The organism is Streptomyces sp. NPDC097107, assembly GCF_044762405.1.
In the GTDB taxonomy this organism is placed as follows: Bacteria; Actinomycetota; Actinomycetes; order Streptomycetales; family Streptomycetaceae; genus Streptomyces; species Streptomyces thinghirensis.
In genome coordinates this window covers 209,014-235,611 of record NZ_JBIWEF010000010.1, presented here as the reverse complement: position 1 = coordinate 235,611, position 26,598 = coordinate 209,014, and the positions used below count along the sequence as shown (strand labels likewise).

Below are 26,598 nucleotides of genomic sequence, written 5' to 3'. Positions count from 1 at the left end.
CGGCAACCCGCACCCACGTCAGCCCGCCAGATGCCCCAGGTCGTTCCAGCTCTCCAGCGCCGGCTCCCCGTACGCCCACCCCAGCACCGACAGCGACGTCGGATTCAGCCGTATCCGTGCCGCGAAGTCCAGCGGCAGCCCCAGCCACCGCGCCCCGATCGACCGGAGAATGTGCCCGTGGGCGAAGACGAGCACGTCGCGGTCCGCCTCACGCGCCCACGCGACGACCTCGTCCGCGCGCGCGGTGACGTCCGCCGGGCTCTCCCCCTCGGGCACGCCGTCCCGCCAGATCAGCCAGCCGGGCCGGACGGCCTGGATCTCGTCCGGCGTCATGCCCTCGTACGCCCCGTAGTCCCACTCCATCAGCGTGTCCCAGGCCCGGGCCCGCTCACCGAAGCCGGCCAGCTCGCAGGTCTCGCGCGCGCGGGACAGCGGGCTGGTGCGCACCTCGACGCCGGGCAGCCCCTCCAGCGGCGCCCGGTGCAGCCGCTCGCCGAGCAGCTCGGCACCGCGCCTGCCCTCCTCCAGGAGCGGCACGTCGGTCCTGCCGGTGTGTCTGCCGGACAGCGACCACGCCGTCTGTCCGTGCCGGGCCAGCAGGATGCGCGGTGCCATGAAGGGGCCTTTCCGGGAGAAATGTCTGAGGGGACCACCCCATCATCGCGCACGCCTCGCGCGGGCAACCCGGCGGGCGATCCCGGCGTCTATCAGGGCCGAGGGCGCCCAGTGAAGCGGGGCGCACCAAGGCCGTAGAGTGTCACGTCCGTGTCGGTCCAGGCGCGCGCGAGGACGAAGGGGGAGGGCGATCGGATTGCCGCACACCGAGACACCGGGCACCGAGGCGGCCCCGAAAACTCGACTGCGCTGGTGGACCGAACTGCCGCTCATCCTCCTCGTCTACGCCTTCTACTCCGCGGGCCGGCTCATGGTCCGGGGTGATGTCACCGACGCGGTCGACCACGGCCTGGCCATCCTGCGCATGGAGAAGGTGCTGTTCCTCAACGCGGAGCACCCGCTCAACCGCCTCTTCACCCGCGAGCCGTGGATCGGCATACCGGCCGACTTCTGGTACGCGTCGCTGCACTACCTCGTCACCCCCGCGCTCCTGATCTGGATCTTCCGCTCGCGCGCCGTGCGCTACCGGGCCGCCCGTACCTGGCTGATGACGTCCACGTTCATCGGTCTCATCGGCTTCACCCTGCTGCCGACCTGCCCGCCCCGGCTGCTGGACGCGAGCCACGGCTTCGTCGACACGATGGCCCAGTACAGCTCGTACGGCTGGTGGGGCGGCGAGGCGAGCGCGCCGCGCGGGCTGGGCGGGATGACCAACCAGTACGCGGCCATGCCGAGCCTGCACGTCGGCTGGGCGCTGTGGTGCGGGGTGATGCTGTGGCGCTACGGCGGCACGCGCACGACGAAGGTGGCCGGCGTCGTCTACCCGCTGGTGACGACGATCGTGGTGATGGGCACCGCCAACCACTACTTCCTCGACGCCGTCGCGGGCGCCGCGGTGATGGGTGCGGGACTGCTGCTGACGCCGTACGTGCTGCGGACGGCGGACCGGGTGCGGACCCGGATCGCGGCCCGTTTCACACCGGCCGCGCGGGCCCCGGCAGACGCGGGTTCCACGATTGTCAGAGGTGGATGCCAGACTTCCGCGGGTGAGCGATTCCCACGGCAGCGCGAGCAGCGGTTCGGACCAGGAGCCGAGCCGGACCCCTCCCCCGCGGACGCGGGGGACGAGACTCCGGCACCGGCTCGCTGAGCTGCGCGGTCCCGAGGTACCGGCCAAGGCGCTGGACGCGCGGGCCCTGGCCGCCCTCGCCGCCAACCCCGGGTGTCGCCGGCGCGCGGTCCTCGACGGTGCCGGAGTGGACAAGGCCTCGCTCGCCGGCGCGCTGGGCTCGCCGCCGGTCTTCGGGCAGTCGCAGTTCGCGTTCATGCGGGGCAACGCCTTCGAGGCGCGGGTCAAGGCGGACGGTGGCGCCGAGTTGCTGCGGCTCGTGCACGAGAAGCTGGACCGGGGCGCCGAACCGCCCGCCGGCGCGCATGTGCCCGACCTGTCCGCGACCGGCCCCGAGGGCCGCGCGGCGCGGACGTCGCTGGCCCTGCGGGAGGCCACCGGCCCGCCCGGGACCTGGACGCTGCTCGACCACCCGATGCTCGCCCTCGACGTCGCCGGTTCCCCCGCCTTCCTGGAGCCGGACGCCGTGGTGGTGCACCCGGACGGCAGCTGGACGGTCGTCGAGATCAAGTCCTTCCCCATGCTGGACGGCTCCGCCGACCCGGCGAAGGTCGGCGCCGCCGCGCGGCAGGCCGCCGTGTACGTGCTGGCCCTGGAGCGGGCCGCCGCCCGCCTGGACCCCGCCCCGCGCGTGCGCCACCGGGTGCTCCTGGTCTGCCCCAAGGACTTCTCCAACCTGCCGACCGCCTCGGCCGTCGACGTGCGCAAGCAGCGCGCGGTCACCGACCGCCAGCTGGCCCGGCTGACCCGCATCGAGGACATCACCGACGCGCTCCCCGACGGCGTCTGCTTCTCCCCCGAGCTGCCGGCCGAGGAGCTGACGGCCGCGGTCGAGGCGGTCCCGGCGACGTACGCGCCCGAGTGCCTGTCCGCCTGCGAGCTGGCCTTCCACTGCCGCGCCCGGTCCCGTGAGGCCGGCGCGGTGACCTCGCTGGGCCGCCCGGTCCGGGCCGAGCTCGGCGGCCTGTCGACGGTGGAGGAGGTGCTGGCCGCGGCCCGCGGGGAGACCGGCGATCCCGACGACCCGGCGGTGGCCGCCCTGCGCAGGGCGGCGCGGCTGCGCGCGGAGGCACTCGCGACGGCCGGCATCGGGGCCGGCGGGAGCGGGCTTCATGGGACCGGCGGGGTCGGCGGGAGCGGGGTGGCCGGGTGTCACTGATCACGACGCTCGCCCGCCTGGAGGCCGTGCGCACCGGACACGCCCAGCCCGCCGCCACCGTCCGCCACCGGCACCTGTCCGACCGTCCGCTGGTCTTCGTACCGCTGATCACCGCGGGTGAGGCCGGTGCCCCGCTGGGCGCCCTCGTCGGCACCGACCGGGACGCGCCGCGCCTGCTGGTCGTGCCGCAGCCGCGCGACCGCGACCTGCGCTTCGCTTTCCTGGCCGAGCTGGCCGGCATCGTGCTGCCGCACGTCGAGGCGTACGCCGACAGCGTCGAGGCCGCCGAGCGCACCGAGACCGACCCGGAGACGGGCAAGCGGGTCAAGGTCGAGGTCGACCTGTGCGCGGACGCGGCGCAGCTGATCGTGCCGAGCCGGGCCGGTATCGACTTCGTACGGCTGCTTGGCCGGTCGATGCGTTTCCGGCGTACGGCGGAGGAGGACCCCAAGACGCCGCACCCCGCGCCGCCGAGGGTGCCGCTGCTCGGCCGGTGGCTGACCCACTACGGCGAGCGGGCCCGGGTCCCCGGCTCCTCCCTCCTCCTCGCCATGACCGACCTGCTGGGCCGGCACTGGGCGACGGGTCAGTCCACGCTGGAGGACCAGCACCTGGGGGCGCTGCTGGCCTGGATCGCCCCGGGGGCCGACGGCGAGGGGCCGACCGGCGCGCAGGCCGCCCGGCGGGCCGAACTGGCTCGCGACGCCGGCGGCCAGCTGCTGTGCCCGCCCGCGGGCCCGGCGACCGACCCGGCCTTCGACAACAAGCTGCTCGCGCCCGCCATCGAGCGCTACGACCGTGCCCGCACCGCGCTCGCCGCCGCCGAGGACGGTCTGCAGGCCGACGAACGGCTCGGCGCGCTCACCGCCGCCGAGCTGGAGATCCGCACCCTGGTCGAGAGCCGTACGCGGCCCACCTGGGACACAGTGTGGCGGGGCCTGGACCTGCTGCGGGAGTTGCCCGCCGGGGCGCATGTCGAGGACCGCTGGACCCGCGACCGCTGGTCGTTCACGTCCCACCGCGACCGCGTCCTGGCCGGCGAGCCCCCGCAGCCGCGCCGGGACGACGCGGTGACCGCGGCGAACAAGCTCGCCACGCGCGAGCGTGAACAGGCCCGGCTGGAGGCCCAGGAGGCGCTGGACGATCCGCTGGTGATGGCCGGGCGGCGACTGTCCGGCGAGGCGTTCGCCGGGGAGGTCACCGACGTGGTCATGGCGTACAGCGAGAGCAAGCGGCCCAGTCCGCGCCCGCTGGTCACCATCCGCACGGACGACCGCCCGCACCTGGGAGAGCGCGTGAAGGTCTACCGGTCGCTGGGCGGCAAGCCGCAGGCGGCGGAGTACGTCGGACCGGCCGGTGCGGACGGGGACGGGGACGGTGCCGAAGGCGGGGGCGGCGGACTCGTCCTGCGGATCGTCGACAAGATGGGCCGGGGCAAGGAGCCCGAGACCGGGTCGGTGCCCGAGAAGGGCGACCTGGTCTGCTTCACCCTCTTCGAACACGAGCAGCGGGGCGGGGCGAAGCTGCCCGACCCGGACCGGACCCCGTGGACGCACGGGGGACCGCCCTGCGAGACGGCCGCCGTACCGGAGGCCGCCGACGCCCGGACGGAGGAGGACTTCCTGTGACCGCCGAGGCCACCACCGCTGCCGCCGAGGCCACCGCCGCCCCCGTCGCGGCCGGTTTCGACCCGGGCGCCGAAGCCGCCCGCGCCACCGCCGCGATCCTCCACGACACCCTGCACGGCACCGAGCGCGGTGTCGTCGTCGACTCCCCGCCCGGCGCCGGCAAGTCCACGCTGGTCGTACGGGCGGCGCTGGACTTGGCCGAGGCGGGCCGGACCCTGATGGTCGTGGCGCAGACCAACGCCCAGGTCGACGACCTGGTCCTGCGCCTCGCCGAGAAGAACCCCGACCTGCCGGTGGGCCGCCTGCACAGCAGTGACGCCGACCCGTACGACAAGGCGCTCGACGACCTGGCGAACGTACGCAAGTCGGCGAAGGCCGCCGATCTCGCCGGGCAGGCCGTCGTCCTGTCGACCGCCGCGAAGTGGGCGCACGTCAAGGTGGACGAGCCGTGGCGGCACGCGATCGTCGACGAGGCGTACCAGATGCGCTCGGATGCGCTGCTGGCGGTCGCCGGGCTGTTCGAGCGGGCGCTGTTCGTGGGCGACCCGGGTCAGCTGGACCCGTTCGCGACCGTGGGCAGCGATCAGTGGGCGGGGCTGTCGTACGACCCGTCGGCCTCCGCGGTGACCACGCTCCTCGCCCACAATCCCGCCCTTCCCCAGCACCGGCTGCCGGTGTCGTGGCGGCTCCCGGCGTCGGCGGCACGGCTCGTCTCCGACGCGTTCTACCCGTACACGCCGTTCCGCAGCGGCACGGACCACGGCGACCGGGGTCTGTCCTTCGCGGTGGCGTCGGACGGCTCGGGCCCCGACCAGGTGATCGACGAGGCGGCCCGCTCGGGCTGGGGTCTGCTGGAGCTGCCCGCCGGTCACACGCCGCGCACCGATCCGGAGGCCGTACGGGCGGTGGCGGCGGTGGTCCGGCGGCTCCTCGACCGGGAGGGCGCGGCGACGTCCGAGCGCTCGCCCGACCCCGCTCCCCTGACGTCCGCCCGCATCGCCGTCGGCACCGCGCACCGGGACCAGGCGGCGGCGGTCCGGGCCGCGCTGGCCGACCTCGGGGTGACCGAGGTGACCGTGGACACGGCGAACCGGCTCCAGGGCCGCGAGTACGACGTCACCGTCGTCCTCCACCCGCTCTCCGGCCGCCCCGACGCCACCGCCTTCCACCTGGAGACGGGCCGCCTGTGCGTCCTGGCCTCCCGGCACCGGCACGCGTGCATCGTGGTCTGCCGGGAGGGCGTGAGCGAGCTGCTGGACGACTATCCGTCCACGGAGCCGGTCCAGCTGGGAACGCTGGTCAAGTTCCCGGACGGCTGGGAGGCGAACCACGCGGTACTGGCACACCTGGCGGAGCACCGGGTGCCGTGGCGACCCTGAGCGCCCTTCCGGCACCCTCGGACGGACGACCGGCCCGGTCGGTTGGGAGGCCGGCCACCGGTCCGGCGTTTCCTTTAGCGCTAAGGTTTCTGTACCGAACACGTGCCGCGAGGGGAAGACATGGCTCAGGGCAGGGCGGCGAAGCGGCCGGACGCTGTGGCGGGGATCGTCGAGGACTGGGCGCGGGAGCGGCCCGAGCTGGACACGTCGCCGTTGGAGGTGCTGGCCCGGCTGCACCGGTCGTATCTGCAGTACCAGTCGCGGATGACCTCGCGGCTCGACGAGCACGGAGTGTCCGTCGCCGGGTTCGACGTGCTCACCGCGCTGCGCCGGTCCGGGGCCCCGTACCGGCTGACCGCCGGGCAGCTCGCGGACTCCGGGCTGATCTCCTCCGCAGGGGTGACGCTGCGGCTGGACCGGCTGGAGAAGGACGGTCTGCTGGTGCGCGAACGCGACGCCGGTGACCGGCGCGTGGTGTACTCGCGGCTCACCGAGGCCGGGCTGGCGAAGGTGGACGAGGTGTTCGCCGAGCACCTGGAGAACGAACGCCGGATGCTCGGCGGGATCTCGCCCGCCGAGCGTCGTCAGCTGAGCCGTCTGCTGTCGAAGCTGGAGCGGTCCATCGTGGATTCCGACGACATCCCGACTCAGCGCGCCGAGACCGGCTGAGCCTTCGACTGCCGCGCGGCCTGCGCCTGGTAGAGGCGGCGCAGGCGGACCACGCCCAGGTCGTGCTGGTAGAGGTTCTCCCGCTGGTCGGCGTCCGCGGGCATGGCTTCGAGGATGATCCGGTCCTGCTCCAGAACCTCCCAGTGGCGGGCCTCGATGAGGGTCTTGTAGAGGAACCGCCAGGTGTCGCGCTGCCAGTCGCTCACCTTGCGGTAGCGCCAGAAGAAGACGCCGGTGCGTCCGGCGTCCACCGGACAGGCCATGCCGACGATGCCGAACGGTCCGCCGGGGCCCGCCGACGGCGGGTAGGGGATGGACAGGTCCACCCAGTCGACGCCGGTGTGACACAGCTCGACCCAGTCGAAGTTGACGCCGCGCTGGTCGGTCTTCTCGAAGAAGTAGCCGCGCTCGGTCTCCCGGATGCGGAACTTGGCGGACGTGTCACCGGCGAACATGGTGTGCGACTCGGAGTGCAGGAACGCGCCGTGCATCGGGTCGAGCAGGTTCTCCATGGCGAACCGCCAGGGGACGTCCCACTCGGCGTAGCAGAGGAAGGCGGAGATCTCGTCGTCGTCCAGCGGGCCGGGGAGGGCGAGTTCCACCGGGTCGGGGTGCTCCTCGTCGCCGAAGTAGGCGAGGATCGCGCCGCCGGCCTCGCGGACGGGCAGCGAGGTGACGAGGGTCTTGCCCTCCAGGTTGCAGCCGGGCAGGCCGGGCACCGAGGTGACCGTGCCGGTCCCGTCGACCTCTACGCCGTGGTACCAGCAGGCGACCCGGTCGCCCAGGTGCTTGCCGAGGGAGAGGGGCGCCCCGCGGTGGGGGCAGCGGTCGGCGAGCATGGAGAGCGCGCCGTCGGACTTGCGGAAGAGCAGCCAGTTCTCACCGAGGGCGGTCACCCTGCGCATGCCGCCGGGCTCGACGAACCGGGACGGCACGACGGGGTGCCACTGGTTGCGCAGGCCGTGGGCGTAGATGTGGTCGGCGGTGTCGTGGATCGAGAGGGTCATGTCAGGCTCCCAGGCGGTGCATCTCGGCGCGGAAGGACGTCTCGGTCCAGGGCTCTCCCGTGGGTGTGCGCAGCTGGCGGGAGTTGAGGCCGTCGATCACGTCGGACAGTTCGTGACCGTCCTTGGTGAAGATGTCCTCGAGGGTGCGCGCGAGTTTCGTCTCGTACGGGGTGGGCTCGTGGTCGCGGGTCTGGTGGGGGCGCAGGCAGGGCCAGGTGGTCTCGGGCACGGCGGTTCTCCGTAGGTGGTCAGAGGTTCAGGACCAGGCGGTCCGAGGCGCAGCGCGAGACGCAGATCATCATCGTCTCGCCGGTGGCGCGTTCGGTGTCGCTGAGCAGGAAGTCGCGGTGGTCGGGGGTGCCGGCCAGGACGCGGGTCTCGCAGGAGCCGCAGATGCCGTCGCGGCAGGAGGAGGCGACGCTCAGCCCGGCGTTCTCGGCGGCCTCCAGGATGGAGCTTTCGGGGCCGACGTTCAGGGTCACTCCCGAGGTCCGGCACTCGACCTCGAAGGCGCTGTCGTCGCCGCCGTCGCGTGCCACGGCCGGCGCGGCGAAGCGCTCGGTGCGCAGCCGCCCTTCGGGCGCCGCGTCCTCGACGGCCTTCAGCAGCGGCTCGGGGCCGCAGCAGTACACCAGCGCGTCGGCCGGCAGGTCCGCGAGCGTGCCCGCCACGTCGATGTGCCCCTGCTCGTCCTGCGGTACGAGGGTCACCTCGCCGCCGAGTGCGGCGAGTTCACCGCCGAACGCCATGGAGGCGCGCGTACGGCCGCCGTGCACCAGTCGGTACGGAAGGCCGTCCCGGTCGGCGCGGCGGGCCATCGCCAGGATCGGCGTGATACCGATGCCGCCGGCGATGAAGACGTAGGAGGCGGCCGGTTCGAGGGCGAAGTGGTTGCGCGGCCCGGCCACCCGCACAGTCTGGCCGGGCCGCACCTTGGTGTGCACGTGGCGCGAACCGCCGCGTGACGCCGGCTCGTCGAGGATGCCGAGCCGGTACACGCCCGTCTCCTCCGGGTCGCCGCACAGGCTGTACTGGCGGACGTGGCCGCCCACGTGCAGGTCCAGGTGGGCGCCCGGCGTCCAGGCGGGCAGCGGCTTGCCGTCGGGGTGGACCAGCTCGACGGAGAGGACTCCGTCCGCTTCCCAGGTGGTGCGGTGGACGAGGAGGTCCAGTTCCCGCTCTTCGGTGGCGTTCATGTCTGCGGGCCTCCCTACCGGGTGGGGATCTTGACGGGCGGGGTGAAGGGGTTCTTCATCGGGCCGAGCGCGGCCAGGTCGACCTCGACGAGGGTCGGGCCGTCGGAGGCCACGGCGGCTTCGATCACCTTCGCGGCCTCGCTCGCGTCGCCGATCCGTGCGTACGGGAGGGAGCAGGCGGCGGCGAGCCCGGCGAAGTCGGGGGTGAACAGGTCCACGCCCGAGCGCCGTTCGGTGTAGGTGGCCTGCATGTTGCGCAGCACTCCGTACCCGCCGTCGTTGAAGACGACCAGCGTCAGCCGGGGCCGCTCCTGGGCGAGGGTGAGCAGTTCGCCGAGGTGGACGGCGAGGCCGCCGTCCCCTGCGATGACCGCGGTCGGTTCGTGGGGGCGGGCGAGGGCGGCGCCGATGCCCATGGCGAGGCCCTGTCCGATGCCGCCGCCGCGTGGGAAGACGTTGGCCCGCGGGTCGTGGATGGGCAGGAGGCGGTTGCCCCAGGAGGACGAGGGGATGGTCACGTCCCGGGCGACGACGGCGCCGCGCGGCAGGGTGGCGGCGAGGGCGTCGCAGATCGCGGCCTGCGGGCCGATGCCGTCGTGCAGGGTGGCCCGTACCTGCTCGCGTACCTGCCCGACCCGGTCCGTCCAGTCCGCGTCGGCCCGTACGGCCGCCTCGGTGAGCCTCGGCAGCACCGTTCCCGCGTCACCGTGGAGGGCGTGCGACGCCGGGTACACCCGGCCCAGAGCGGCGGCGTCGACGTCTATCTGGATGTGCGCCCGGGGGAGCCGGAGTCCGTAGTCGGCGGTCTCGTTGGAGCGGAAGTGGGTGCCGACGGTGACGAGGACGTCCGTGTCCGCGAGGAGGGCGCGGGCGGCGGGGGTGGTCGCGAAGTTGCCGACGACCTGGTGGTGGTCCTCGGGTACGCAGCCCCGGCCGGAGTTGGAGGTGAGCAGTCCGGCACCGGTCGTCTCCAGCAGGGTGAGGAGCTGGTCGCGGGCGGTGTTCGCGCCGCCGCCGGCCCAGATCAGCGGGCGGCGCGCGGACGCCAGCAGGTCACGAGCCGCGTCCAGCCGGGACGGGTCCGGCACCGGTGCCTCGGCGGCGGGGGCACTCCTGCCGTCGTCGTCCTGGGCCGCGTACTGGAGGTCGATCGGCCACTCCACGCTCGACGGTCCGCCCGGCGCGGTGAGTGCGGCGGCGGACGCCTCGCGCAGGATGCGGCCCGCGTCCCGCGCGGAGGTGACCGTGGCGGCGTACTTGGACACCGCGGCGAGCATGCCGGGCTGGTCCTTGGTCTCGTGGATGAAGCCGCGCCCGCTGCCGAGGTAGGCCGACTCGACCTGCCCGGTGACGTGCAGCACCGCCGTCCCCGCCGACAGCGCCTCGATCAGGGACCCGGCGGCGTTGCCGGCGCCGGTGCCGGTGGAGGTGAGCGCGCAGCCGATGGACCCGCGGGCGCGGCCGTACGCGTCGGCGGCGTTGACGGCGCTCGCCTCGTGCCGCACCGGCACGAACCGCAGCTCCGGGTCGGCCTCGACGGCCTCCACCAGCGGCAGGTTGTGCACGGACACGATGCCGAACACCGTGTCGACGCCGAGGGACTTGAGATGGGCGGCCAGGAGTCCGCCACCGTGGTCGTAACGCATGCGAACTCCTCAGAGGATGCCGCGGCCGACTCCGCCGCAGACGTCGATGCTGGTTCCGGTGATGTAGGAGGCGCGCGGCGAGAGCAGCGAGACGATCGCGTAGGCGACCTCCTCGGCGCGGCCGAGCCGCCCCAGCGCGATGCCCCGGTCGGCGGCGATCTCCGCCTGCCACTCCTCGTAGCTGAGCCCGCTGTCCGCGGCCGCGTGGCGGCGCGTCCACTGGCCGGTGTCGACCAGGCCGAGGCAGACGGAGTTGACGCGGATGCCCTCGGGGGCGAGTTCGCGGGCCAGGGAGGCGGAGAGGTTGAGGATGCCGGCGCGGGCGGCGCTCGTCGTGATCAGCCGGGTCTCGGGTTGCTTGGCGAGGACGGCGTTGACGTTGACGATCGCGGCCGCGTCGGAGGCGCGGAGGTGGTCGCGGGCGGCGGCCAGGGGATGGAGGACGCCCGAGAACTTCAGTTCCAGCTCGTCGCGCCAGTCGTCTCCGGTCGTCTCGTCGAAGGTCTTCATGCGGGACTGTCCGGCGTTGTTGACCAGGCCGTCGAGGCGTCCGCCGAGGTGGGCGGCGGCGCGCTCGGTGAAGACGCGTACGGCGTCGGCGTCCCGGACGTCGCAGGCGCCGGTGTACAGCCGGTCCGGGCCGGCGCCGAGGCCGGCGGCGGCCTTGGCGAGCCGGTCGGCGTCCCGCCCGCAGGTCGCGACGCGGGCGCCTTCCGCGAGCAGGGCGCGGACCGTGGCCAGGCCGACGCCGGAGCTGCCGCCGGTGACCAGCACGGTGCGATCGGCGAGGCCGAGATCCATGGGTACTCCTTGCAGACGATCGTGCCGGGGGGCTGAGGGTTCAGTGCATGGTGAAGCCGCCGTTGACGGCGACCACCTGTCCGGTCAGGTAGCGGGACTCCTCGCCCAGCAGGTACGAGACGAGTCCCACCAGGTCGTCGGGCCGCTGCGGGCGCGAGATCGCGCGGTTCGCCGCGTACAGGGCGTGCCGCTCGGCCGGGACGGTCTCGGTCGCCTCGATCTCCGTCAGGCCCGGCGCCACCGCGTTGACGGTGATGTCCCGCTCGCCCAGCTCGCGGGCCATCGCCCGGGTCAGGGCGACGACCGCGCCCTTGGAGGCGATGTAGTGGGCGAGGCGCGGGGAGCCGTAGAGGGCCGCGTCGGAGGCGATGTTGACGATCCGTCCCGGGGCGGACATCAGCGGCAGGAGGTGCTTGGCCACGAGCCAGGGGCCGCGCGCGTTGACGGTCATCAGCCGGTCCCAGGCCGCGATGTCGATGTCCTGGAACTCCCTGCCGCCCACCCCGTTGGCGAGCGCCGCGTTGTTGACCAGCCCGTACACGGGGCCGGCGGGGGCGACACGGGCGGCCAGTGCCTCGGCCGAGGCGGGGTCGGCGACGTCCAGCGGCACGTATTCCGCCGCGCCGCCCGCCTCACGGATGGCCGCCGCTGTACGGCAGCCCCACTCCTCGTTCAGCTCGGCGACGACGACCCGGTACCCGTCGGCCGCCGCCCGGCGGGCCATGGCCTCCCCCAGGCCACGGCCCGCGCCGGTCACGACGACCGTACGACGCCCGGCCGCCGGGTCAGTCACGGGTGACGCCGTACAGCGGGGAGTACTCGGGGTACGTCGGCACCTGCGGCTTCCGGGTGCCGATGATCACGCAGAACAGCGCGTCCGTGTCGCCCTCGTTCTTCAGCGAGCGGGTCACGCCGGCCGGCACCACGATCATGTCGCGGTAGCCGAGGGTGCGGTACTCGGTCTCGTCGGGGCCCCGGTGGATGCCGACGCGGACCTCACCCTCCAGGACGAAGAAGGCCTCCTCCACGTCGTGGTGGGTGTGGGCGGGGCCCTCGGCGCCGGGCGGCAGCAGCATGTTGGAGAAGGTGAAGCCTCCGGAGGACAGGATGCGGCCGTCGTCCTCGTGGTTGCCGGTCGCGCCGGAACCGACGTAGCGGATCTGCGCCCGCTTGTACTGCGGGCCCGCCTTCTCCTGGAAGGACAGGGTGCCCCAGTCCGGCTCGCGGGACGCCCTGGAGGCGATCAGGGAGTCGGTGTACTTGGCGAGGTCCCCGCCGTTGTCGTACTCGGTGGTGGTCAGCGGCATGGTGATCAGCCCTTCGTGGTGCGGGTGTCGGTGACGATGTGCAGGTGGGAGAGCAGCCAGGCGTTGAAGTGCTCGGGCTGTTCCTGGTTGGCCAGGTGACCGGCGTCCTTGACGATCACGTAGGCGGTCCGGTGCAGACCGCCGGCCAGGACCTGTGAGGCGTCGGGGCCGGTGATCCGGTCCTTCTCCCCGCACAGGACGAGGGTGGGCGCGGTGACGTGGGCGAGTTCGCCGCGCAGGTCGGTGCGGGCCATGGATTCGGCCGCCTGCCGGTAGCCGGACGGCCGGACCGAGTCGGCCATGGTGTCGACGACGCGTCGCACCAGCTGGGGCGGCGCCTTCTCGGACAGGAGACGGGGGCCGCGCCGCTCGGCGAAGGCGCGGGGGCCGAGGCTCTCCAGCTCCGGGACCCGGGCGCGCATCGCGGCGGCCTTGTCGGGGCTGGTGCCGGAGCCGGGGGTGGAGTCGGCGACGGTCAGGGAGGCGACGAGGTCCGGGTGCCGGGTGGCGAGCCGCAGGGCGATCACGCCGCCCCAGGAGACGCCGACGACGTGGGCCTCGGTCCCGCGCGCCCGGATGACCTCGGCGGCGGTGTCGGCGTAGTCGTCGAGGGTGAGGTCGCGTTCCGGGTCGGCGGATTTCGCGTATCCGGGGGCGTCCCAGGCGACCACCCGGTGGTCGGCGGCGAGGGCGTCGGTCTGCGGGACGAAGGCGGCGGACGAGGAGCCGATGCCGTGCAGGCACAGCACCAGCGGCCCTCCCTGGCCGGCTTCCTCCAGGTGCAGCCCGGCGAGGTCGTACGCGGTCACAGGATCTGCCCCCGGCGTCCGGCCAGAGCGCCGAGCGAGCGCAGCACGGCGTAGGGGACGACCCTGCTGGTGGCCGGGTTGGCGGCGTCGGGGACGTGGCGCACCTCGAAGCGGTACGAGCCCTGCGGTCCGCTCGCCTCGATCACGTGGGAGGTGTGCGAGGCCGCCGGGTCGGCCACCACCCGTACCTGTACGGCGTCGAGGTCGCCGACCGCGAGGGCCACGGAGGCGGCGACGTTGGTGGACTTGGGGAACTTGACCGGTACGTCGCGCGCCGTGCCGCGCATGACCTCGACGGGGCCGGTCGCGGATCGCAGCCGGGCGAGCGTCTCCTCGTCCATCCAGGGCTGTTCGAGGGTGGCCGGCAGCTTGGTGGTGGTCAGGGTGACGTCGCCGAGCGGTCCCATGGCGCGTACGGCCTGGAGCAGGTCGAGTCCGCCGACCGCGCCGCCGGTGAAGTACACCCGGCCGGGTCCGGCCGCCAGGAGCCGCTTCGACAGGTCCTCGTCGGTCAGCGCTCCGGTGGACGCCACGAGCAGGTCGGTGCCGGACGCGAGGACCGTCTCGCCCCATTCGCGTACGACGCCCTGTCCCGCGGCCTCGACGATCAGGTCGCAGGAGGCGAGGGCCTGCTCCACGGTGAGCTGCGGGGCGGGGACGGCGTCGCCGAGCGGGCGGTTGTCGACGATGCCCGTCAGCTCCGCCCCCGGCACCTCGCCCGCGGCGAGCGCGCCGCCGACGGTCCGGCCGATGGCGCCCCAGCCGATGAGGCCGACCTTGCGCGTGTGGCCGCTCATGCCGCGGCTCCTTCGGTGTCGGCGGAGGCGTCCGCGGGGGCACCGGCAGGGGGGTCCACGGGCGCGTCCACGGGCGCGGCGACCGGGCTGCCGTCGGGCGTGCCCGTCATGTGGGCGCGGATCCGCCGCGATGGCGGGCCCGCGGTCCCCCACAGGTCGGACAGCTCGGGGGTGCGCCGCCACACCTTGCAGATCCAGGTGTCCTCGACGATCTGGGCGACCTCGGTGGTGTACTCGCACACCAGGCCGGTGGGGTCGGTGAAGTAGGAGAAGGTGTTGTTGCCGGGGCCGTGCCGGCCGGGGCCCCACTCGGGGGTGATCCCGTGGTGCCGGAGCCGGCCGAGGCCGCGCATGAAGTGGTCGATCGAGGTCATCTCGTAGGCCACGTGGTTGAGGGAGACCCACGGTGCCTGGTTGAAGGCGACGCAGTGGTGGTCGCGGCCGCAGCGCAGGAACGCCATCTGGTGCTCGGACCAGTCCGAGACGCGCATGCCGAGCACGTCGCGGTAGAAGGCGACGGAGGCGTCGATGTCGGGGGTGTTGAGGACGGCGTGGGTGACGCCCACCGGCAGGGACGCGTCCCGGCTGCGTTCGGTGACCGCCCAGGTGTCGGCGGACAGTTCGATCAGCCGCCCGTCGAGGTCGTGGAAGCGCAGCCCGTAGCCGCCGCCGACCTGGTCGAGGGGGCCGGGCTCGGTGACGAGGGTGATGCCGCGCGCGTGGAGGCGGCGTGCGGCCTCGTCGACCTCGGCGGGCGTGCCGAGTGCGAAGACGAGACGGCCCAGGCCGATCGTCTCGGAACGGGTCAGGTGCAGGGCGTGGTGCTCCTCGCCGGTGCCGCGCAGCCAGCTCGCGCTGTGCTCGGCCTCGACGACCTGGAGGCCCCACACCTCCTCGTAGAAGTCGACGGCGTCGGCGAAGTCCGGGGTGAGCAGTTCGACCGAGCGCAGAGCGCGAAGCCGGCCGATCGGGGGGTGGGTCATAGCGGAATCTCCCGAGGGGGTGGGTCAGTTGGCCCAGGGCAGGGGCGTGGAGTCGGTGCCCCAGTACAGGGACTTCTGCCGCTGGTAGGCGCGGATCAGGTCACGGCCCTTCTCGATGCCGAGCCCGGAGTCCTTCATCCCGCCGAAGGGAGTGGAGATGGAGAACTGCTTGTAGGTGTTGATCCAGACGGTGCCCGCCTCGATCCGCCGGCCGAGCCGCCAGGCGGCCCGCGCGTCGCGGGTCCAGATGCCGCAGGCGAGTCCGTAGACGGAGTTGTTGGCCTGGGCGACGAGTTCGTCCTCGTCGTCGTAGGGAAGCGCGACGAGCACCGGGCCGAAGATCTCCTCCTGGCAGACGCGGGCCGAGTTCGGCAGGGAGTCGATGACGGTCGGCAGGTAGTAGGCGCCCTTCGCGTACCGCTCGCCCTCGGGTGCGGCGCCGCCGCACAGCACCCGGCCGCCCTCCTGCCGGGCGAGGTCGACGGCCGCGGCGACGGCGTCGCGGTGGGCGTGGTGCACGAGCGGCGCGACCTGTGTGTCGGGGGACGTGCCCGGCCCGACGCGCAGCTCGCGTACCCGTTCGACGAGCTCGCCGACGAAGGAGTCGTAGCGCGAGGCGTGGACGAACAGCCGCGACCCGGCGATGCACGACTGGCCGCTGGAGGAGAAGATCCCGTACATCACGCCCGCGAGGGCCTGCTCCGCGTCGGCGTCCTCGCGCACGATCGTCGGCGACTTGCCGCCCAGTTCGAGCGAGGCGGGGACGAGTCGGTCGGCGGCGGCGCCGGCGATGGCACGCCCGGTGGTGGTGCCGCCGGTGAAGCCGATCCGGCCGACGAGCGGATGTCTGACGATCGCGTCGCCCACGATGCGGCCCTTGCCCGGCAGGACGGCGAGCAGCGCGGCCGGCAGCCGTTCCTCGGTGAGGACCTGGTGGACCAGGCGACCGAAGGCGAGCGAGACCAGCGGGGTCCACTCGGCGGGCTTGAGCAGGACCGCGTTGCCGCCGCCCAGCGCGGGGGCGACCTTCTGCGCGTCGGAGGCGATCGGCGAGTTCCACGGGTTGATCGCCCCGACGACGCCGATCGGTTCGTACGTGCTCATGGTGACGTACGGGCCGCGCGAGGGGGTGAGCGCGTCCTCGGCCGTCTCCAGTGCCGCGGCCGTGTACCGGAAGGTGCCGGCGGCGCTCAGCGCGAGGGCGCGGGTCTCGCCGAGGGTCTTGCCCGTGTCGGCGGTCTGGAGGGCGGACAGCTGGTCGGCGTGGTTCTCGAGCAGGTCGCCGATCCGGTGAAGGACACGGGCCCGCCGGTGGGGCGGGAGGTCCCGCCACTCGGGTGCGGCGGCGGCCGCGGCGGCGGCGTGCGCGGCCTCGTCCACGTCGTCCGGCGAGGCGGCGTGGACGGTGGTGATGACGCTGCCGTCGGCGGGGTCCACGGTCTGGATCGGCAGCCCGCCGCCGCGTCGCCAGTGCCCCGCGATGAGGATCTCGTCGGCTGGGATGCGCGGCATGGGGGCCTCCGGGAAGGGACGGTGCGGGAACTCGCGGACACGGCGGGGGCGTTGCCCGAGCCGCTGTACCTAAGCACTAGAAATCTAAGGGCTTAATTAATTGGGCCGCAAGGGACCGCGGTCGATGAATTTTTTACGACGTCAGAAGTAAGGCTTGCCTAACCTCGGCGGACTACCGGTAGAACTTAAGCCCTGAGACATTCAGCGCCTACATAAGCGGGCTTGCGGCACCGGCCGCACGGCCCGCACGTCTCGTCCTCGCCGTTCCTCTCCAGCCCTCATCGCCGCCCGGCACGCGGTCGCTCCGCCGTGCCGTACGGCCCGAACCCTCCCGTGCGGGCTCGCGCGCTTCTCGCCGTACGGGAACCGGAGACCACACTCATGACGATCGACGCAGCACGCGCTGCCACCGGCGGAAGAGGCGACCCCGCCGAGCTCGTGGCCGCCATCGGCGCCCGCTTCGAACGCCTGCCGCTCTGCCGCTGGCAGGTGATGGTCCGGCTCGTCGTCGGCGCCGTCACCTTCTTCGAGGCGTTCGACCAGCTCCTGATCGCTTACGCGCTCCCGGACCTGCGCGACGAGTGGAGCCTCGGCACCACGCAGGTCACCGCTCTGATGACCGTCGGCTCGATCGGCATGCTGATCGGCGCGCTGGCCTCGGGCCGGCTCGCGGACCGGATCGGCCGGGTGAAGGTCATCGCCGGCTGCATCGCGCTGTCCGGCCTCTGCAACCTGGCCCTGACGCTCTGCACTTCCCCCGAGCCGTTCATGGCGATCCGTTTCGTACAGGGCATGGCCATCGGCGGCGAGGTGCCGATCGCGGCCACCTTCATCGCGGAGATCACCCGGGCCCACCAGCGCGGGCGCTTCGTCCTCCTGTACGAACTGGTCTTTCCGGCCGGTCTGACCGCGGGCGCCCTCCTCGCCGCGTGGCTGGTGCCGGTGCTCGGCTGGCGCTGGGTGTTCGGCCTGGCGGCCGTCCCCGGCCTGCTCTGCTTCGCCCTCGCCCGCTGGGTACCGGAGTCGCCGCGCTGGCTCGCCGACCACGGCCGGCACGACGAGGCATTGGCGACGATGGCGTCCATCGAGGAGAAGGTCGAGCGGATCACCGGCGCCCCGCTGCCCGACCCCGCCCCGGTGCGACCCGTCCCGCCCGCACCGGACAAGAGCGGCCTGCGCGAACTGCTGAGTGGCCGGTACGGCAAACGCACCCTGGTCATCGGCATCCTCTGGTTCACGGGCTACTTCGCGAACTACGGCATCACGTCGTGGCTGCCGACCATCTACGAGGACCACTTCGACCTCGACCTGTCCACGGCGCTCCTCTACTCCACCGTGACGAGCTGCGCGGGTCTGGCCGGCTGTCTGATCGTCGCCCTCACCGTCGACCGGGTCGGCCGCCGCAACACGGTGATCCGGTGCATGGCGGCGGCGGCGCTCTGCCTGCTGCTCCTGGGCCTGACGGGCGGCGACTCGGCGACGGGCGTCCTGGCCTGGACGTCCCTGGCCTCGGTCTTCCTCTTCGGTTCCAACATCTGCCTCTACCTGTACACGCCGGAGCTCTTCCCCACCCGGATCAGGGCGCTGGGCTCCAGCATCGGCGGCGCGATGAACCGCCTGGGCGTCATCCTCGGCCCGATCGTCGTGGGCGCGATCTACGCGGGAGGCGCCATCGGCACGGTGTTCGTGACCCTGGCGGCCGTCGCCCTCGCCGGCTCGCTGTCGGCGGCGGCCGGGGCGGAGGAGACGAGCGGCCGGACGCTGGAGGACGTCGCGCCGTAGGGTGCCGTCACCGACGGCCCGGGGGGAGTGGGTGGGCTCCCGCCATGACGTGAACAGGTGCGGTGATTCTGTCCTCCGGCTGCTCATGTGAGAGGTGGGTGAACAGTTCCGGCGGAAGTGTTCACGGTTGCGCGACGGTGGGTGTGAACGGTGCGGGCCGCGGGCCGGCGGATCAGCCGACGGGCCGGTTCCGGATCGACGACCTCGATGTGGTCACTGAACCGGAGCAGTTGCCGCACTCCGTCCCCACTGGGGAATAACCGGAGACACCCTCCTGTTACGCCGCGCAGCGACCCGCGCGATTGTCACGACACAGGAGGCACCCCACCATGGCCGCAGACGCCGCAGAGGAGATCCGGGGCACGGCCCACGGCACCGCACCCGTCCCCCTCTCCGTACTGGACCTGGTGACCGTCGGCGCCGGCCGGACGGCCACCGACGCTCTGCGGACCAGCGTGGACATCGCGCGCCTCGCGGAGAACCGCGGCTTCCACCGGTACTGGGTCGCCGAGCACCACTCGATGCCCGGCGTGGCCTCCTCCTCCCCCGCGGTGATCCTCGCCCACCTGGCCGCCCACACCGACCGCGTCCGGCTCGGCTCGGGCGGCGTCATGCTCCCGAACCACGCGCCCCTCGTCATCGCGGAGCAGTTCGGCACCCTCGAAGCCATGGCCCCCGGCCGCGTCGACCTCGGCCTCGGCCGCGCCCCCGGCACCGACGGGGCCACCGCCGCCGCCCTGCGCCGCACCGACCGGCTGAACGAGGGCGCCGACGACTTCCCGCAGCAGCTCGCGGAGCTGATCCGGTTCCTGGACGACGACTTCCCCGACGGGCATCCGTACCGCAGGATCCACGCCGTGCCGGGCCCCGTGCAGGCGACCTCGCCCGGCGGCGTCCAGTCCCCGCACCGGCCGCCGGTCTGGCTGCTCGGCTCCTCCGGTTTCAGCGCCCGGCTGGCCGGCACCCTCGGGCTGCCCTTCGCCTTCGCGCACCACTTCTCGGCGCAGAACACCGTCCCGGCGCTGGACCTGTACCGGGAGTCCTTCCGGCCGTCCGCCGTCCTCGACGCCCCGTACGCCCTCATCGGCGTCTCCGCGCTGGCGACCGACGACGAGAAGGAGGCCCGCCGGCAGGTGCTGGCCGCCGCGCTGAACATGGTCCGGCTGCGCACCGGGCGGCCCGGACTCGTGCCGACACCCGAGGAAGCCGAGGCGTACGACTTCAGCCCGATGGAGGAGGAGTTCGTGGCGTCCTGGAACTCCAACGTCGTCCACGGCACCGCCGACGAGGTCCGGTCCGGCCTCGACGATCTTCAGAAGCGCACCGGCGCCGACGAGCTGATGCTCACCGCCAACGCCCACGGCGGCGACGTCCGGCTGCGCTCCTACGAGCTGATCGCCGACGCCTACGGGTTGCCGACGCCTGCCTGAACGCCTGCCGCTCCGGGCCCGGCGGGGCCCAGCAGCGCGGAGATACGGTCCGGCGCCACCGGTCGGGAGTACAGCCAGCCCTGACCGGTGTCGCAGCCGATGCGGCGCAGGCGGGTCGCCTGGTCGGACGTTTCCACGCACTCGGCGGTGACGGTCAGGCCGAGCCGGTGGGCGAGCTGGACCATCGCCTCGACGATGACCTCGTCGGCCGGGTTCGCGGTGGAGGCGTCCCCGGACGCGTCCACCCCGGCGCCCGCGTCGACCTTGTCGTACTGGAAGCCCCGTACGAAGGCGCCGTCCAGCTTCAGGACGGAGACCGGCAGCCGGCTGAGGTAGGCCAGGTTCGAGTAGCCGGTGCCGAAGTCGTCGATGGCGATGTGGACGCCCATGTCGCTGAGCGCCTTGAGGGCCTGGAGGGGGCGGCCCGCCGAGCCCATCACCGCCGACTCGGTCAGTTCCAGCTGGAGCAGGTGCGGGGCCAGGCCGGTCTCCTCCAGGGTGGCCGCGACGTCCGCGACCAGGTCGGAGTCCCAGACCTGCCGGACCGCCACGTTGACGCTGACGAAGATCGGCGGTTCGTCGGGGTGGGCCAGCTGCCAGCGGCGGGCCTGGTGACAGGCCGTGCGCAGGATCCAGCGGCCGAGGGGAACGATCGAGCCGTCCTCCTCCGCCAGTGCGATGAACCGATTCGGCGCCAGTACGCCGAACTGAGGATGATTCCAGCGGATGAGCGCCTCGACGCCCCGCACCCGGCCGTCCTCCATGCCGACCAGCGGCTGGTACTCCAGGGCGAACTCGCCGCGCTCGATGGCGGGGCGGAGCGTGGCGGCGAGGGCCTGGCGGGTCATGCGATTGGCGTTGCGCTCGGGGTCGAAGAGTGTCCAGCGGGCCCGGCCGTCGGCCTTGGCCCAGTAGAGGGTGGTGTCGGCGGCCTGCATCAGGGCGGTGGGGGTGGTGCCGGCGGTGTGTCGTTCGACGACGCCGACCGACGCGGTGACCGAGAGGCGGCGGTCGCAGAGCTCGAAGGGCGCCTGGAGCGCCGTGAGGACCGATTCGGCCAGGTCGGCGAGCTGGTCGGTGCCTGTTGAGTCCTCCACGAGCAGGGCGAACTCGTCGCCGCCGAGCCGGGCCACCAGCGGGGCACCGGACCGTGCGTGGGCGGCTTCCTCCGCGCAGCGCGTGAGGCGTTCGGCGACGGCGGCCAGCAGCCGGTCCCCGACGCGGTGGCCGAGGGTGTCGTTGACGGCCTTGAAGCCGTCCAGGTCCAGGTAGCACACGCCGATCCGGCCGGTGCCACCGTGCTCGTACGACTCCGCCTCCAGCGCGGCCGTCAGACGCTCGAAGAACAGCGCGCGGTTGGGCAGCCGGGTCACCGGGTCGTGCATCTGGAGGTGGCGCAGCCGGGCCTGGAGTTCGCGCCGGGCGCTGATGTCGGCGACCGACAGCAGCAGGCCGCCCGGCACCTCCCCCGGCTCCGCCAGGGGCGCGACCGTCACCTGCACCCACAGGGAGTGCCCGTCGGCTCCCTTGAGCCGCCGGGTGCAGCGCAGCCGGGGCTGCCGGCCCCGCAGCACCTCGCGGTACGCGTGCCAGGTCCCGGCGTCGGAGACGAGGTCGACGAGGTCGGCCGCCGCGCAGCCGGCCAGCGCGGCCGGGTCGGTGCCGAGCAGGGTGCCCAGCGTGTCGTTGGCGCTGACGACCAGGCCCTCGGCGTCGACGACGGCCATGGCGAGGGGGGCGGCCGCGAACGCCGAGTGGTAGGTCGGGGGCCCCGTACACGGCGTACGAGGAGCCAGTTTGTTGTCACTCTCTGTGACGGCTGACCGGTCGAGGTCTGCCGCGGGCGCCGGCCCTTCGGAGGTTCCGTTCACCGCTCGCTCCCGCAGTGCCTCGATCTCTGTTCGTGCTCTGTTCGTGCAGGAAAGTGTGCCGATCATAGAGGCTGCCACCGAGCCCTTCCAGCCGCAGTTCCGCGGTTCGGGCCGAGTGGCCCCCTTGACAGATCGTTTCTGCCCGCACCTGGACGGGTCCTACATGCCCCCGACCAGTTGTGACGTTCCGTGAGTGCCCTCGGGGTGTCGGCCAGGGGACCTGCCGCGACATCACCGGCGACTCACCCATCCGGTGCAGGCAAACAGGGCGTAGTACGACAATCATGCACAAGCTGGGTGCGGTTTCCCGTCAACCGCACCCGGAGGTCCATGTGCCGCGCCAGCTCCCTCTGAGGCGACTTCCCCGGGAGACCCTCAAGGGGATCGGCTCGGTCCGCCGGGCGGCGGGGGCGCCCCGGTCCAGACTGCGCAGTACGGCGGCGGTGTGCACCACGATGTCAGCACTCGCCGCGACCTCCCTGATCACCGCCCCCTCGGTCGCCGAACCCTTCTCCCCCGAGCCCTGTGCGCTCCAGCGCACCGACGTGCACCACTCCGAGGGCCTGGACACCTGGAACGCCGCCTACCCGCGGCCCACCCGCGCCCTGGACGCGGTGATGGTGTTCCTGTCCTTCCCCGACTCCCAGCCGCTGACCGCGCCCGCCGAACTCGCCGCCGACCACTTCCCGGCCACCACGCGCTTCTTCGAGCGCGCCTCCTACGGCACGTTCACGCTCCGCCCGCACCCGCTGCCGAGCTGGATCCCCATGCCACGGCCGTCGACGGCGTACGACATACAGCGTGACTGGAACTCCGAGCACCGGGCCGCCTACCTGCGCGACGCGATGGACGCCGCCGACCGGCACGTCGACTTCTCCCGCTACGACGTCGTCTACTTCGTCGCGGACCCGGACGCGCCCGGCGTGGACTCCGACGCGACGAAGGTCGTCAACCTGGACACCCCGATGCGGGCCGACGGCACCGCTATCCGGCGGGTCGTCACGGTCTTCGAGAACCATCCGCCGGACCGGCTGGTCCTGGCCCATGAGACCGGGCACGTCTTCGACCTGCCCGACCTGTACCACCGGCCCGTCGACGGCAAGGGCGACTGGGACACGCACGTCGGCGACTGGGACCTGATGGGCAGCCAGTTCGGACTGGCTCCGGATCTCTTCGGCTGGCACAAGTGGAAGCTGGGCTGGCTGGAGCCCCGGCAGGTGGCGTGCGTACGGGGCAGCGGGCCCACCCGGCTGACGCTGGAGCCGCTGGGGGCCGGGCCGGGAGTGGTGGTGGCCGGCACCACCGGGACGCCGGCCTTCGGCCTCGGGCGCGGTACGAAGCTGGCCGTGGTGCGCACGGGCGCGGACAGCGTGCTCGCCTTCGAGGCGCGGGGGCCGGTCGGCAACGACGTCGCCGCGTGCCGGGCGGGGGTGCTGGTGTACCGGGTGCGGAGCGGCGCGAAGTCCGGGGGCGGGCCGATCGAGGTGATCGACGCCCATCCGGACACCGAGGCATGCTGGGAGGACTCGGTCTACCCCCCGCTCGCCGACGCTCCGGTGAGCCTCGGCGAGAGTTTCACGGTGCCGGAGGAGGGCGTACGGGTGGAGGTGGAGGGGCGGACGGTATCGGGGGCGTGGACGGTACAGGTCACGCCGGGGTGAGCGGTCTGCCCGGGGCACGGTGACCGAGGGGGTGCGGGTGGCGAAGCCGCCGCCACGCGCGGCGAAGCCACGCAGGAACAACGATGGCGAGGCCGGTTCGCGCTTCCGCGAACACGCCTCGCCATCGACAACGTGCGCCGCCAGGGACTCGAACCCCGGACCCGCTGATTAAGAGTCAGCTGCTCTAACCAACTGAGCTAGCGGCGCCTGCTGACGTCGTAGACCTTAGCACCCTGGTCGGCGGGAGGAAAAATCGAAATCCGCACCGCCGCGCGGGCCGCGCGTACGGCCGCCCAGAGCAGGATCTCGGGGCCCGGCAGCCACGGCAGGCGCGTGTCCGGCGCCACCAGCCAGCGGGAACCGGAACGCGCGGGCCCGCCCACGGGGGCCGGCACCGCCACCGCGTCCCCGGCCCCGTGGCACAGCAGCGGGGGCACCTCGCCCGTGCGGCCGCCCGCCCGGCCACGCGCACCCCACTCCTCCCACTCCAGCAGCGACGGCAGCCGCTGGGCCGTGCCCGGCGCGGCGAACAGCAGCATCCGGCCCCGGAACTCGGCCACCGGGCCGGAGCCCGGCCCCTCGTCCCACATCCGGTCCAGCATCCGGCGCCCGAAGATCGCCGGGGCGCTCACCACGTCGAAGACGGCACCGCAGGGCAGGACGACCGGGGCCTGGGGCCGCTCCTCCCAGAAGGCGAGCGTGCTGCGCGGGTACGGGCCCGCCGAGGCCAGCCAGGCGGCACCGTCGGAGGTGACGTCCGAGACGTGGGACGTGGCGTCGAGGATGACATCGCGTGTGCTGCTCATGACGCATACATCTACCCCGCGTGAGGGTACGACTCCACTGGGTTGCGGGAAACCGGGACAGGAGGACGGGGAGGGGAGTATCTTGCCCACTCTCCTGGCATATGCGAACGAGGCGGTCGGACTGGCCGGGCCGGTCGGGCCAGTCGGGCCAGTCGGACTGGTCGGGCCAGTCGGGCTAGTCGGGCCGGTCGGGCCGGTCGGACTAGTCGGGGTGCACGCCGCCCTCGCCGCCGCGCATCAGGTCACGCCCGAACTCCACCATCTTCTTGGCATAGTCCTCGGTCCACTCGGCCCGCTCGGCGATGTCCGCCGGCGTCAGCCGGTCGAAGTGGCGCGGATCGGCGAGCTGCGCCGCCGCCATCGCCTGGAACTCCATCGCCCGGTCCGCCGCCGCGCGGAAGGCCTGCGTCAGCTCGGTCGCCCGGTCCAGCAGCGCCCGGGGGTCATCGATCGACTCGAGGTCGAAGAAGTGCTCGGGGTCGGCGGACGCCTCCGCCGGCTCGAAGAGCAGGGGCGCGGGGCGTAGCCGCGGTTCGTTCCGACGCGGCGTGGGCTCCGCCATGTCTTCTCCTCCTCGTACGTACGGCGGCCCTCCCCCGCGGGCGGGGGCACTCCCGGTGGAGTGGGCCACCGTCCATTGTCCCGCGCCCACGCAAGAGGGCGAGGCCGTGCCGGTACGCGCATACCGGACACTCCCCGCCCACTCCCGCGCGGCCGGGCCGCCCGCTACCCGGCGTAGGTCTCGAACTCGGCGACCTTCGGCGTGCCGCTGGAGCCGGTGATCTCGAAGGTGACCTTCTTCAGCGAGGTCGCGGCGAAGCCGATCGTGCCCGCTCCGCTGCCGGAGGCCAGGACGGAGCCCGTGTCGTGGTTGACCACCCGCCAGGACCTGATGGCACCCTCGGAGCCCGACGCCTCCCGGATGACGACCTTGGAGACCGTGGTGGCGGAGCCCCACTTCACGGAGACGGAGCCGGTCGAGCCGGACGGGGACCAGTAGGTGCCCATGTCGCCGTCCCGGACGTTGCCGTAGCTCGTTCCGCCGGCCTTGGAGGAGCCGTCGGAGCCCGCCCCGATGCTGAGGTTGGTGCCGGTGGGCGGGTCAGTGGGGCCGGGGTCGGTCGGGTCCGGGTCCGGGTCGGTGGGGCCGGGGTCGGTCGGACCCGGGTCGGTCGGGTCCGGGTTCTGCGGCGTACAGCTGCCGTCCGAGACCTTCAGCCCCTTGCCGGCGCCCGCCGTCTGGCTCACGACGCCCGGCACGCAGTCGGCCGCGTCGAGGCTGTAGGAGTACGGGATGCTGACGCTGGTGTTGGACTGCGGGTTCGGCCCGGCGGGGTTGTTGTCGCCCTCGCGCTCGGACCAGGTGACGTTGTCGAAGATGTTGCCGCTGACCTGCCAGGAGCCGGCCTGGTCGGTGTAGAAGGTGCCGAGGACGTCCTTGGAGTCCTCGAAGTAGTTGTTGTCCACCTTGGCCTTGGCGCCGGCCCGGGAGTTGATGCCGGACTCGTTGAGGCTCACGTAGTGGTTGTTGTAGATGTGGGCCGTGCCGCCGCGCAGCAGGGGCGCGCGGGAGTCGATGTTCTCGTACTTGTTGTGGTGGAAGGTGACGTAGCCGTTGGAGCGGTCGCTCTCGCTGGAGCCGATCAGGCCGCCGCGGCCGGAGTTGCGCAGGACGCTGTAGGACAGGGTCACGTACTGGGTGTTGGCCTTCATGTCGAAGAGGCCGTCGTAGCCCTCCGACTCCCCGCCCGACGCCTCCAGGGTCGTGTGGTCGACCCAGACGTTGCGGACGTCGCTCTCCATCCCGATGGCGTCGCCGCCGTTGGAGGTGGGCGAGCCCGACTTCTTGACGTTCCGGACCGTCACGTTCTGGATGATGATGTTGCTGGACTCCCGGATGTGGATGCCCAGTTGGTCGAAGACGGCGCCGCCGCCGACCCCGACGATCGTGACGTTGCTGATCTGCTTCAGCTCGATCTTGTCCGCGGCGGTGCTGCAGCTGTCACCCGACACCTTGGTGGTGTTGCCGTGGTTGATGGTGCCCTCGACCTGGATGGTGATCGGGGTGCTGCTGCTGGCGCGGCCGCACAGGGCCTGGTGGATAGCGGTGCCGGTGGTGGCCCGGACCGTCTGTCCGCCCGCACCGCCGGTGGTGCCGCCGTTCTGGGTTGCGTAGCCGGTGGCGCCACTGGCCGCTGCCGCCGCCTCGGGCATCGACAGCACCACACCGGTGGCTGCGGCAACGGCCAAGGTGGCCAGCGCCGCGTTGAGTCGCAGCGCGACTGGTCGTCTCATCCTCGGTTCCCCATTCGTCTTCACATGACGGAACGAACAGCCTGTCGTGATCACGTCAATACGACTGGCCGGAAAGCGCTTTCTCGCCGTGAGAATAGGGCGCCCTCCGGGGGCTG

At 72.9% G+C, this 26,598-nt stretch carries 24 protein-coding genes and 1 tRNA gene; 8 read left to right on the top strand and 17 right to left on the bottom strand.

Going from position 1 to position 26,598, the window contains the following annotated elements; all coding sequences use genetic code 11:
• Positions 1-18: 18 nt before the first annotated feature.
• Positions 19-615, bottom strand: a complete 597-nt coding sequence (locus ACIQ1J_RS24740; protein WP_403560079.1) for a histidine phosphatase family protein — start codon at positions 613-615, stop codon at positions 19-21.
• A gap of 196 nt (positions 616-811) precedes the next feature.
• On the opposite strand from ACIQ1J_RS24740, the gene ACIQ1J_RS24735 reads away from it, so the two are divergent.
• The 5 genes from ACIQ1J_RS24735 to ACIQ1J_RS24715 all read left to right on the top strand — a co-directional run bounded on the left by ACIQ1J_RS24735 (position 812) and on the right by ACIQ1J_RS24715 (position 6,579).
• The gene (locus tag ACIQ1J_RS24735; protein ID WP_403560077.1) at positions 812-1,765 is read left to right on the top strand and encodes a phosphatase PAP2 family protein; all 954 of its coding nucleotides are present in this window, start codon (positions 812-814) and stop codon (positions 1,763-1,765) included.
• Positions 1,662-2,903, top strand: a complete 1,242-nt coding sequence (locus ACIQ1J_RS24730; RefSeq protein WP_403560075.1) for a hypothetical protein — start codon at positions 1,662-1,664, stop codon at positions 2,901-2,903. The genes ACIQ1J_RS24735 and ACIQ1J_RS24730 overlap by 104 nt, the downstream gene beginning before the upstream one ends.
• Complete coding sequence (locus tag ACIQ1J_RS24725) at positions 2,894-4,531, top strand: hypothetical protein (protein WP_403560073.1); 1,638 nt, start codon at positions 2,894-2,896, stop codon at positions 4,529-4,531. The genes ACIQ1J_RS24730 and ACIQ1J_RS24725 overlap by 10 nt, the downstream gene beginning before the upstream one ends.
• Positions 4,528-5,910, top strand: coding sequence for an AAA domain-containing protein (locus ACIQ1J_RS24720; protein ID WP_403560071.1), 1,383 nt, complete (start codon positions 4,528-4,530; stop codon positions 5,908-5,910). Before ACIQ1J_RS24725 ends, ACIQ1J_RS24720 begins: the two co-directional genes overlap by 4 nt.
• Before the next feature lie 120 nt (positions 5,911-6,030).
• Complete coding sequence (locus ACIQ1J_RS24715; RefSeq protein ID WP_210960617.1) at positions 6,031-6,579, top strand: MarR family winged helix-turn-helix transcriptional regulator; 549 nt, start codon at positions 6,031-6,033, stop codon at positions 6,577-6,579.
• Here the strand turns inward: ACIQ1J_RS24715 and ACIQ1J_RS24710 are convergent.
• From ACIQ1J_RS24710 to ACIQ1J_RS24660, 11 genes are read right to left on the bottom strand one after another with little or no spacing between them, the layout of a single operon-like run.
• Positions 6,558-7,586: an aromatic ring-hydroxylating dioxygenase subunit alpha gene (locus ACIQ1J_RS24710; protein WP_210960618.1), complete on the bottom strand. Its 1,029-nt coding sequence runs from the start codon at positions 7,584-7,586 to the stop codon at positions 6,558-6,560. The genes ACIQ1J_RS24715 and ACIQ1J_RS24710 overlap by 22 nt on opposite strands.
• A gap of 1 nt (position 7,587) precedes the next feature.
• Positions 7,588-7,815 (bottom strand): recombinase-like helix-turn-helix domain-containing protein, encoded by a 228-nt coding sequence (locus ACIQ1J_RS24705; protein WP_210960619.1) that lies wholly within the window; start codon positions 7,813-7,815, stop codon positions 7,588-7,590.
• Between the two features lie 19 nt (positions 7,816-7,834).
• Complete coding sequence (locus tag ACIQ1J_RS24700) at positions 7,835-8,782, bottom strand: PDR/VanB family oxidoreductase (RefSeq protein ID WP_403560068.1); 948 nt, start codon at positions 8,780-8,782, stop codon at positions 7,835-7,837.
• A 14-nt stretch (positions 8,783-8,796) separates the two neighbouring features.
• Positions 8,797-10,428, bottom strand: coding sequence for a thiamine pyrophosphate-binding protein (locus ACIQ1J_RS24695; protein WP_403560066.1), 1,632 nt, complete (start codon positions 10,426-10,428; stop codon positions 8,797-8,799).
• 9 nt (positions 10,429-10,437) lie between these two features.
• The gene (locus tag ACIQ1J_RS24690) at positions 10,438-11,229 is read right to left on the bottom strand and encodes an SDR family oxidoreductase (protein ID WP_403560064.1); all 792 of its coding nucleotides are present in this window, start codon (positions 11,227-11,229) and stop codon (positions 10,438-10,440) included.
• 40 nt (positions 11,230-11,269) lie between these two features.
• Positions 11,270-12,022, bottom strand: coding sequence for an SDR family oxidoreductase (locus ACIQ1J_RS24685; protein ID WP_403560062.1), 753 nt, complete (start codon positions 12,020-12,022; stop codon positions 11,270-11,272).
• Positions 12,015-12,536 (bottom strand): cupin domain-containing protein, encoded by a 522-nt coding sequence (locus ACIQ1J_RS24680; protein ID WP_403560060.1) that lies wholly within the window; start codon positions 12,534-12,536, stop codon positions 12,015-12,017. Before ACIQ1J_RS24680 ends, ACIQ1J_RS24685 begins: the two co-directional genes overlap by 8 nt.
• A 5-nt stretch (positions 12,537-12,541) precedes the next feature.
• Positions 12,542-13,345, bottom strand: a complete 804-nt coding sequence (locus ACIQ1J_RS24675; protein WP_403560058.1) for an alpha/beta fold hydrolase — start codon at positions 13,343-13,345, stop codon at positions 12,542-12,544.
• Positions 13,342-14,142, bottom strand: a complete 801-nt coding sequence (locus tag ACIQ1J_RS24670) for an aspartate dehydrogenase domain-containing protein (RefSeq protein WP_403560056.1) — start codon at positions 14,140-14,142, stop codon at positions 13,342-13,344. The genes ACIQ1J_RS24675 and ACIQ1J_RS24670 overlap by 4 nt, the downstream gene beginning before the upstream one ends.
• A complete protein-coding gene (locus tag ACIQ1J_RS24665; protein ID WP_403560054.1) occupies positions 14,139-15,125 on the bottom strand; it encodes a VOC family protein in 987 nt (328 codons plus the stop codon). Before ACIQ1J_RS24665 ends, ACIQ1J_RS24670 begins: the two co-directional genes overlap by 4 nt.
• Before the next feature lie 24 nt (positions 15,126-15,149).
• Positions 15,150-16,637, bottom strand: a complete 1,488-nt coding sequence (locus ACIQ1J_RS24660) for an aldehyde dehydrogenase family protein (RefSeq protein WP_403560052.1) — start codon at positions 16,635-16,637, stop codon at positions 15,150-15,152.
• 381 nt (positions 16,638-17,018) lie between these two features.
• Between ACIQ1J_RS24660 and ACIQ1J_RS24655 the strand changes: the two genes are divergently transcribed.
• Together ACIQ1J_RS24655 and ACIQ1J_RS24650 are read left to right on the top strand one after the other, a co-directional pair.
• A complete protein-coding gene (locus tag ACIQ1J_RS24655; protein ID WP_403560050.1) occupies positions 17,019-18,419 on the top strand; it encodes an MFS transporter in 1,401 nt (466 codons plus the stop codon).
• Between the two features lie 329 nt (positions 18,420-18,748).
• Positions 18,749-19,849 carry an LLM class flavin-dependent oxidoreductase gene (locus ACIQ1J_RS24650; RefSeq protein ID WP_337303216.1) on the top strand — a complete coding sequence of 367 codons (1,101 nt, stop codon included), beginning with the start codon at positions 18,749-18,751 and terminating at the stop codon, positions 19,847-19,849.
• Here the strand turns inward: ACIQ1J_RS24650 and ACIQ1J_RS24645 are convergent.
• Positions 19,825-21,720, bottom strand: coding sequence for a putative bifunctional diguanylate cyclase/phosphodiesterase (locus tag ACIQ1J_RS24645; RefSeq protein ID WP_403560047.1), 1,896 nt, complete (start codon positions 21,718-21,720; stop codon positions 19,825-19,827). The genes ACIQ1J_RS24650 and ACIQ1J_RS24645 overlap by 25 nt on opposite strands.
• 284 nt (positions 21,721-22,004) lie before the next feature.
• Between ACIQ1J_RS24645 and ACIQ1J_RS24640 the strand changes: the two genes are divergently transcribed.
• Complete coding sequence (locus ACIQ1J_RS24640) at positions 22,005-23,381, top strand: M6 family metalloprotease domain-containing protein (protein ID WP_403560045.1); 1,377 nt, start codon at positions 22,005-22,007, stop codon at positions 23,379-23,381.
• A gap of 133 nt (positions 23,382-23,514) precedes the next feature.
• On the opposite strand, the gene ACIQ1J_RS24635 is transcribed toward ACIQ1J_RS24640, so the two are convergent.
• The 4 genes from ACIQ1J_RS24635 to ACIQ1J_RS24620 form a co-directional block, all read right to left on the bottom strand.
• Positions 23,515-23,588, bottom strand: a tRNA-Lys gene (locus ACIQ1J_RS24635).
• Positions 23,579-24,187, bottom strand: coding sequence for a bifunctional DNA primase/polymerase (locus tag ACIQ1J_RS24630; RefSeq protein WP_403560043.1), 609 nt, complete (start codon positions 24,185-24,187; stop codon positions 23,579-23,581). Before ACIQ1J_RS24630 ends, ACIQ1J_RS24635 begins: the two co-directional genes overlap by 10 nt.
• 202 nt (positions 24,188-24,389) lie before the next feature.
• On the bottom strand, positions 24,390-24,749 hold the full coding sequence (locus ACIQ1J_RS24625; protein ID WP_403560041.1) for a hypothetical protein: 360 nt from the start codon (positions 24,747-24,749) through the stop codon (positions 24,390-24,392).
• 164 nt (positions 24,750-24,913) lie between these two features.
• The gene (locus ACIQ1J_RS24620) at positions 24,914-26,482 is read right to left on the bottom strand and encodes a polysaccharide lyase family 1 protein (RefSeq protein ID WP_403560039.1); all 1,569 of its coding nucleotides are present in this window, start codon (positions 26,480-26,482) and stop codon (positions 24,914-24,916) included.
• Positions 26,483-26,598: the final 116 nt, after the last annotated feature.

Bases quoted from the DNA above. Each gene is read 5' to 3' on its own strand.
- ACIQ1J_RS24670 (WP_403560056.1), bottom strand. From the start codon at position 14,142: ATGAGCGGCCACACGCGCAAGGTCGGCCTCATCGGCTGGGGCGCCATC.
- ACIQ1J_RS24700 (WP_403560068.1), bottom strand. From the start codon at position 8,782: ATGAACGCCACCGAAGAGCGGGAACTGGACCTCCTCGTCCACCGCACC.
- ACIQ1J_RS24715 (WP_210960617.1), top strand. From the start codon at position 6,031: ATGGCTCAGGGCAGGGCGGCGAAGCGGCCGGACGCTGTGGCGGGGATC.
- ACIQ1J_RS24690 (WP_403560064.1), bottom strand. From the start codon at position 11,229: ATGGATCTCGGCCTCGCCGATCGCACCGTGCTGGTCACCGGCGGCAGC.
- ACIQ1J_RS24650 (WP_337303216.1), top strand. From the start codon at position 18,749: ATGGCCGCAGACGCCGCAGAGGAGATCCGGGGCACGGCCCACGGCACC.
- ACIQ1J_RS24665 (WP_403560054.1), bottom strand. From the start codon at position 15,125: ATGACCCACCCCCCGATCGGCCGGCTTCGCGCTCTGCGCTCGGTCGAA.
- ACIQ1J_RS24630 (WP_403560043.1), bottom strand. From the start codon at position 24,187: ATGAGCAGCACACGCGATGTCATCCTCGACGCCACGTCCCACGTCTCG.
- ACIQ1J_RS24695 (WP_403560066.1), bottom strand. From the start codon at position 10,428: ATGCGTTACGACCACGGTGGCGGACTCCTGGCCGCCCATCTCAAGTCC.
- ACIQ1J_RS24680 (WP_403560060.1), bottom strand. From the start codon at position 12,536: ATGCCGCTGACCACCACCGAGTACGACAACGGCGGGGACCTCGCCAAG.
- ACIQ1J_RS24660 (WP_403560052.1), bottom strand. From the start codon at position 16,637: ATGCCGCGCATCCCAGCCGACGAGATCCTCATCGCGGGGCACTGGCGA.
- ACIQ1J_RS24710 (WP_210960618.1), bottom strand. From the start codon at position 7,586: ATGACCCTCTCGATCCACGACACCGCCGACCACATCTACGCCCACGGC.
- ACIQ1J_RS24620 (WP_403560039.1), bottom strand. From the start codon at position 26,482: ATGAGACGACCAGTCGCGCTGCGACTCAACGCGGCGCTGGCCACCTTG.
- ACIQ1J_RS24655 (WP_403560050.1), top strand. From the start codon at position 17,019: ATGACGATCGACGCAGCACGCGCTGCCACCGGCGGAAGAGGCGACCCC.
- ACIQ1J_RS24740 (WP_403560079.1), bottom strand. From the start codon at position 615: ATGGCACCGCGCATCCTGCTGGCCCGGCACGGACAGACGGCGTGGTCG.
- ACIQ1J_RS24625 (WP_403560041.1), bottom strand. From the start codon at position 24,749: ATGGCGGAGCCCACGCCGCGTCGGAACGAACCGCGGCTACGCCCCGCG.
- ACIQ1J_RS24640 (WP_403560045.1), top strand. From the start codon at position 22,005: ATGCACAAGCTGGGTGCGGTTTCCCGTCAACCGCACCCGGAGGTCCAT.